The 7275-nt window shown below is 50.3% G+C and carries 6 protein-coding genes; 5 read left to right on the plus strand and 1 reads right to left on the minus strand.

Annotation, left to right across the window (positions count from 1 at the left end):
• From Q7V48_11795 to Q7V48_11815, 5 genes are all read left to right on the plus strand, one after another.
• Positions 1 to 1617: (Fe-S)-binding protein (locus Q7V48_11795; protein ID MDO9211408.1), on the plus strand; the 1617-nt coding region annotated here is incomplete at its 5' end.
• Positions 1618 to 1838: 221 nt separating this feature from the next.
• Positions 1839 to 2744, plus strand: a complete 906-nt coding sequence (locus Q7V48_11800) for a cytochrome c3 family protein (GenBank protein ID MDO9211409.1) — start codon at positions 1839 to 1841, stop codon at positions 2742 to 2744.
• A 181-nt stretch (positions 2745 to 2925) separates the two neighbouring features.
• Entirely contained in the window at positions 2926 to 4068 is a 1143-nt protein-coding gene (locus Q7V48_11805; protein MDO9211410.1) for an acyl-CoA dehydrogenase family protein, read from the plus strand.
• Between the two features lie 159 nt (positions 4069 to 4227).
• Entirely contained in the window at positions 4228 to 5019 is a 792-nt protein-coding gene (locus Q7V48_11810) for an electron transfer flavoprotein subunit beta/FixA family protein (protein ID MDO9211411.1), read from the plus strand.
• A 165-nt stretch (positions 5020 to 5184) separates the two neighbouring features.
• Positions 5185 to 6204, plus strand: a complete 1020-nt coding sequence (locus Q7V48_11815; GenBank protein ID MDO9211412.1) for an electron transfer flavoprotein subunit alpha/FixB family protein — start codon at positions 5185 to 5187, stop codon at positions 6202 to 6204.
• Positions 6205 to 6756: 552 nt separating this feature from the next.
• Here the strand turns inward: Q7V48_11815 and Q7V48_11820 are convergent.
• Positions 6757 to 7275 (minus strand): zinc ribbon domain-containing protein (locus tag Q7V48_11820; GenBank protein MDO9211413.1); only part of this gene is annotated, 519 nt, incomplete at its 5' end.

Below are 7275 nucleotides of genomic sequence, written 5' to 3' on the forward strand. Positions count from 1 at the left end.
GTCGGCTTAATCCTGGCCTTCTACCGCCGCTATGTTAAAAAACCGGATAATCTTACTTACGATACAACGGTTGGCAATTTAATCGCTCTTCTTTTTCTTCTCGGGATCTTCGGACTCGGATTCTGTGTGGAAGGGTTACGCATTGCCAGAACCCAGCCGGGATGGGCCGGCTGGACACCCATAGGATGGGTATTTTCCCAATTCTTCAGCGGAATGGGAGATGCAAACCAAATCCTTCTGCATCGCCTCCTCTGGCGCCTGCACCTTTTTTTAGTCTTGGGATTTGTGGCCTTTATTCCCTATTCCCGCATGCTGCATATCTTTACCGGACCGGCGAATGTTTATATGCGCCAGCTGACCTCCAAGGGAGCGTTGCCGCCCATCCGTGATTTCGAGACCGCCGAAACCTTCGGGGCCTCCAAACTCGAGGATTTGACATGGAAACAGCTCTTTGATATGGACGCCTGTACGCGATGTGGGCGCTGCCTTGACCATTGTCCGGCTTATCAGAGCGGCAAACCTCTGGCTCCCAAGAAAAATTGGGATTCCATCCGGGCGCACATGGAAGAAAAAGGGGCCCTCATCCGTAAAGGAAAAGATCCTGAAGCCGAGGGGGGAAAGAAACTCATTGGCGATGTAATCTCGGAGGACGTGATCTGGGCCTGCACCAACTGCCTGGCCTGTGCGATGGTTTGTCCCGTTTTCATTCCTTGCATGGACAAATTTTTAGAAATGCGCCGCTACTTAGTGCTGATGGAAAGCCGCTTTCCTTCCGAGGTTCAGCTTGTTTTCCGCAATATGGAGAACAACAACAATCCCTGGGGCGTGGGCTCGGGCCTCCGGGCTGACTGGGCCAAAGGCCTGGAATTGAAGACCTTGGCGGAAGACGGGGAGGTGGATTTTCTCTTCTGGGTTGGCTGCGCTGGAAGCTTCGACGACCGGAACAAGCGAGTGGCCACTTCTCTGGTGAAGACCCTGAGAGCCAGCGGAGCAAAGTTTTCCTTCTTAGGAACGGAAGAGGGCTGCTGCGGCGATTCCGCCCGGCGGATTGGCAATGAGTATCTTTACCAGACACTGGTGCAAGCCAATATCGAGGTCTTGAACAACTACGGGGTAAAGAAGATCCTGACCATGTGTCCTCATTGCTTTAACACTTTGAAGAATGAATATCCGCAGTTTGGTGGAAACTATGAAGTCATGCATTACACGGAATTCCTTGCGGACGCTTTGACCAGCGGAAAGCTAAAACTTACCAAACCGATCGACAAAGCGGTCACCTATCATGACTCCTGTTATTTAGGGCGAGGCAATGAAATTTATGAGGCCCCCCGGACAATCCTTCGGGCGATCCCAGGGTTACGCTTAGTGGAGATGGAGCGCAGCGGGGTACGCAGCTTCTGCTGTGGAGCCGGCGGCGGACGGATGTGGATGGAGGAGAAAATCGGAACGCGCATCAACCAGATGCGTACAGAGCAGGCAGTCCAGACCAAGGCGGAATCCGTCGGAACAGCTTGCCCTTACTGTTTGACCATGCTCGGGGATGGAATCAAGGAGAAGGGGTTAGAAGAATCAATGACTTCCTTCGACCTGAGCGAACTGGTGGAGAAGGCCATGTAGTTCGGAGTAATGAGTTCGGAGCGGTTTGAATGCGGAATGGCGAATGCGGAGTGCGGAATAAATAGTTTGGAGTAAAGAGTTTGGAGTTCGGAGAATTTATAAAAGAGCGGCATAAATAAATCAAAATAAATCGTCACTCCCGCGAAAGCGGTCCGCCTCAGGCGGACAGAGAACATACTGGATTCCGGGTCAAGCCCAGAATGACAAACTATAGGAAGGTATTGCAAGACAAGAAAGGGATGGTTGATGAAATGAGCAGTGGGCAGCGGCAAGGCGGGTGCAAAGCAAGGTGGTTTCTGCTCCCGTTTTTTACTTTCTTTCTTTTCTGGGCCACGACAGCACAAGCGGCAGAGAATGCCGATTGCCTGAATTGCCACAAGAACCCCAGGCTCAGCAAAGGGAAAAAAGACGGATCGCTTCTCTCTCTTTACGTTAACGAGGAAGCCTTCAAGGCTTCTGTCCATGGCGCGGCTGGGATGGGGTGCATGGATTGCCATCAGGAAGCCAAGCCTACCTTTCACCCGGCAGCAGGGTTCCCGGAAGTGGGATGCGCATCCTGCCACCCGGATCAGGTGGAAACCTATAAAAAGACTACGCATGGCATGGTTTGGGAGAGCGGCCAGGAGCGTGCTCCCCAGTGCCAAGACTGCCATACTTCCCACTATATGCGGAAGATTATAGATCCTCAATCGCCGGTGCAGGCTTCACGTTTACCGGGTGTCTGCGTCAAGTGCCATGAAGAGGCCAGATCTCCGGAAGGACTCCTGGCAACCCTGGCCACTTACCGCCTGATGGGCCACCGGAAAGTTAATTTGGCCGATCGGTATGATACGCAAGGATGCGCCAACTGTCATCCAGAAAATACCGGTCATCCCCAGAAACAGGGGGCTACTCCCTCCTGCGTGCAATGCCACGATCGGTCTTTATCAAGCCCTCTCCTCCTGGGCCCGATTCATTTTAAAATGTCTTTCGCCGATCAACCGATCCCTTATATCCTGCGTATCCTTTACGGAGGTGGCTTGACTTTTGTGGTTATCGGCGGCATCGGTTTTTTCGCTTACCGTTTTTACCTCCGGAAGAAAAAAACAAAAGAAGGGGCCGATAAACCGGCCGAAGGAGAACAATAGGTAATAGGCGATAGGTAAGAGGCGAGAGGCAAGAGTGAAAAGGAAAACCCTTTTCTTCTTGCCTCTTTTTTTATAGAATTCTTGTCAACTATGGACCGAAATGATATAAAATAGCATCCGTCACATCGCCTCGCCGGCATAAAAAAGAAAATTTTTAACCCCACTTGCTAAGGAGGAAAAAATGGATTTTCAATTGTCAGCGCAACTCGAATTATTAAGAAAGAGCGTCAGGGAGTTTGCTGAAGGAGCGATAACTCCCCAAGTGCAGCCTATGGAAGAGACCGACGAAGTTCCCTGGGACCTTTATAAGGAGATGGGGAAGCAACAGTATATGGGCATCCTGATTCCCAAGGAATTCGGGGGAACGGCTTTCGGGAATCTCGCGCGCATGATCATGCTGGAAGAGGTGGGACGAGTTTCCGCCGCCATGGCGATGGCCTTGCAGATATTTCATCTGGGAACCGTTCCCATCATAGAATTTGGCAATGAAGCCCAGAAGAAAAAATATCTTCCGGCCCTGGCTAAGGGGGAACGGCTATCAACCATCGCAGTTACCGAAGCCACCGGTGGCTCTGATCCTACGGGTATACAGACCACGGCCAAGTTACAAGGGGACAGCTATGTTCTCAATGGAAGAAAATGTTTCATCACCCACGGCCATGTAGCCGACACGATTACCATTATGGCCAAAACCGGTGAAGGGCCCAAAGGGTTCAGCGCCTTCATCGTGGAGAAATCATTCCCCGGCTTTAAATTAGGGCGGAAGGAGAAAAAATTCGGTCTCCACGGGTGTAACACCGGTGAGATCGCCATGGACAATTGCTTCGTTCCCAGGGAGAACCTGTTGGGGAATGAGGGAGATGGCTTAAGAATATCCATGGCAGCGATTAGCGAGGTAGGCCGGGCTGGGATGGCTGGCTGTGGTTTGGGGGTGATCAATGCCTGCCTGGAAGCCTCCGTTAAGTTTGCCAACGAAAGAATCCTGGGGGGAAAACCGATCAGCCAGCATCAGGCCATCCAATGGATGATCTCGGACATCTATATGGATTTAGAGACCAGCCGCCTCCTTTCCTACCGGGCGGCCTGGATGAAGGATCAAAAAATCCGTTGTGACGTAGATATGGCCATGGCTAAATTCTATGCTACAGAAGCCGCGGTGCGTTGTGCCAAGAGGGCGGTGGATATTCACGGGGGTTATGGTTACATGATGGAGTACCCGGTTCAACGCTATTACCGCGATGCCGAAATCCTCATTGCCTCGGCCGGTACTTCCGAGATTCAGCGTATCGTCATGGCCCGCAAAGCCCTGACGTCGTTTAAATAAACAATTTAACCACAGAGGGCACAGAGAACACAGAGTAATATATGAAGTTGAAAAACAAAAACTGCCATAATTTTTTTTGGCTTTAAATTCCTTGTTGTATTTCTTTTTCGAGATTTTACCTTAAACTTATCTCTGTGTTCTCTGTGGCGAAATTTTTTAATGAATATCATTGTCTGTCTCAAGCCTGCGCCGGACCCCAAGCACTGGGATAGCATTCAACTGGACCCAGTGACCAAGGCGTTGAAAAGGGAAGGGATTCCCAGCGTCCTCGGTCCGCTGGATAAACGAGCCTTAGAAGAAGGACTGCGGATTAAAGAAAAGCACGGCGGAAAAGTGATGGCCATGGCCATGGCACCTCCTTCGGCCAAAGATAACCTGGTGGAAGCTTTGGCCATGGGTGCTGATGAAGGATATTTGCTGAGTGACCGCGCTTTTGCCGGATCCGATACCTGGGCGACCTCTTTAGTGCTTTCCCGAGGCATAGCTAAGCTCGGGAGTTTCGATATCATCCTTTGCGGAAGCTACAGCTTAGATGGCTCGACCGGACATGTAGGGGCCCAGCTGGCCGAATTCCTGGGCATTCTCAACGTAACCCAGGTAGTTGCGGTGGAAAGCATTGAGGGAGGTAAGATACGCACAAGGAGTTTGGTCGAATTAGGTTACCGGATCTTAGAAAGCCGGCTTCCTACCCTCCTCACCGTGACCCGGGAGATCAATACCCCGCGTTTTACGTCGCTCTTGGGAGTAATCGAAGCGGAGAGCAAACCCCTTATCACTTGGTCTGCCGCGGATTTGGGCATCTCCGCGGATGAGGTGGGGTTTAAGGGTTCTCCCACCCAGACCGGCGGCATCTTTCTGCCCGAGATAAAACGCCAGGTGGAAATGATCAGCGGCGAACCTGAGGAGATGGTGAAAGAAATCATCCGCAAGATCCGCCAAGCCCTCGGTTAAATCCTTTTTGCCACAGAGTTCACAGAGGACACCGAGGACCAGATAAATTGTAAAAACAAAAACTTTATTAAAATTTTGGCGCCGGTATTTTTTTAGCGGTTACATTAAATTTTTCTCGGCGTTCTCTGTGGTCTCTGTGGTGAATATTTTTGGGGATTTTATTACATGCCAGCAGATAAATTAGATGAATGGAAAGGGATCTGGGTTTTTACTGAACAGGAAGAAAACTGCCTTTCTGAAATCTCCCTGGAACTTCTCAGCGCAGCAAAAATCTTAGCAAGCAAGAAGGGAGAGACAGAAATCAGTGCCCTTCTCCTGGGACATGGCGTAAAGGCTTTGGCCGAGCAGCTTCTGGTTTACGGGGCCGACCGGGTTTTTTTAGCAGATCACTTTAGTTTGGCAAAATATCTGACGCTTCCTTACACGCGGGTGGTTTGTGAGCTCATCCGCCGGAAGAAACCGGAATTTTTTTTGCTGCCGGCTACTTCTTTGGGATCAGACCTGGCATCGCGCGTAGCGGCCCGCATAAATACCGGACTTTCCGCTCATTGCACCCAGCTGGATATCAACGACCAGGGCGAACTCATGCAGGTAGTTCCTGCCTTTGGTGGAAAAGTGATGGCCACCATTCTCTGCCAGAATCACCGCCCCCAGATGGCCACGGTTCGGCCTGGCGTTTTCCGGAGGGGCGAGCCTCGGCAAAAAAAGGGAACGATTGAAGACGTTTCCGTCGAGATCAAGCTTGAGGATGAAAACCAAAAGGTGGTGGAGATACAATGGGAAAAGAAACCTATGCAGTCGATTGAAGAGGCTGAAATAGTTGTAGCGGGCGGGGCAGGGATCGGAAGCCGGGAAGATTGGAAGTTGTTGGAAAGGCTGGCTGAAAATTTGCAAGGAGCTGTGGGCGGCACGCGCCCACCACTCGATGAAGGCTGGATTGCCGAAAGCCAAATGATCGGCCAAAGCGGCAAGACCATCCGTCCAAAACTTTACATAGGCGTAGGCATTTCCGGCGTGATCCAGCACGTAGTGGGAATCCAGGATGCCAAAATAATCATCGCCATCAATAACAACCCCCAAGCGGCCATTTTTCAAACCGCCGACCTGGGAGTCGTGGGCGATTTTCGTAAAGTGGTCCCCCTCTTGATTGAGGAGCTAAAAAAGAGAGACAATCCAGCTCCGTGAGGCGGGAAGACTGCTCCATCCAACCCCCACCGGCGCCTCAAATCCGCGTAAAAATTAATTTGGCTGATGGAAAGTTAAACTTTCAATTTGACAAAGGCACTGGGAAGTTCCTCCGTTGACTTTTGACCCCCCCTGCCTCTCAGCAAGGAGTGCTGATCCATGGAGGAGAAACGTAATATCCGCGAGGGAATTTTTTGGTGCGGCCTTGGTTGCAGTGTGTGTAATAGCGTTAATTACTTATGCTTCCTCCCTCCTTTGATGCATTACCAGCCTGCCGAAAATCCATGAAACGACTTTGGTGACCGCCGATCGAAAGCTCGTGGAAATTGCAGGAAAGACAGGTTTTAAAAGGTATGTTGCCTGGCTTGCAGACTATGTAAAATAACCGTGAAAATCAAATTTGGCTGCTCATCGTGTGGAAATCTTGGAGAAAAATCTGATTCGTAATAAGAAAGTCGTAAAAGTTAATTAGTTATGCCCGACCCCATTCCGCGTCCCGCTGCTTTCAACATTCCATTCGCCAGGTGCCCCCGGCTATGGGCTATATTTAAACTAGCCGGAAATAAACTCTTCTGCTGCATTTTTTATTATTCTGGACCGTACTTCCTTAATCCACTTTATCTTCATAATATCCTCGCGGCTAGCATGGATTACGTCACCAACACGGGGATAGAGTGGTTCCACTCTAAGCCTTAAGCGCTCACTAATGGATAGGGCCGAAACCGGCTCCTCCAAAAGGACGCTTATTATGGAAGTAGTTTCTACCTTGGTACCGCATTCCGAACAGAATTTTGCATTAGGAGGAATATCCGTTGAGCAGTTCGGACATTTGTCGACCGCCTCCTTCAACGAAGCGAGGAACGCTTCAATTTGTCTGTCGTTACTGCTGAACTCACGATAATCTGTTAAACTTAGAGACGTCATTGCTTCAGCAAAGTTAGGCGCAGAAAATGCTTTCTCGGTAAATAGAAGAGATAGATGAACCATGTATCGCGGGCCAGTTTTACGCTCTGCGATTTTAACGGTGCCCTGAGATGTGAGAACACCGGAATAACAAAGAATATCAAGTGC

This window comes from Deltaproteobacteria bacterium (assembly GCA_030654105.1).
In the GTDB taxonomy this organism is placed as follows: domain Bacteria; phylum Desulfobacterota; class SM23-61; order SM23-61; family SM23-61; genus JAHJQK01.

What these genes read in the sequence shown, in the direction of transcription:
- Q7V48_11805 (MDO9211410.1), top strand. Translation starts at nt 2,926, where the DNA reads ATGGATTTTCAATTGTCAGCGCAACTCGAATTATTAAGAAAGAGCGTC.
- Q7V48_11810 (MDO9211411.1), top strand. Translation starts at nt 4,228, where the DNA reads ATGAATATCATTGTCTGTCTCAAGCCTGCGCCGGACCCCAAGCACTGG.
- Q7V48_11815 (MDO9211412.1), top strand. Translation starts at nt 5,185, where the DNA reads ATGCCAGCAGATAAATTAGATGAATGGAAAGGGATCTGGGTTTTTACT.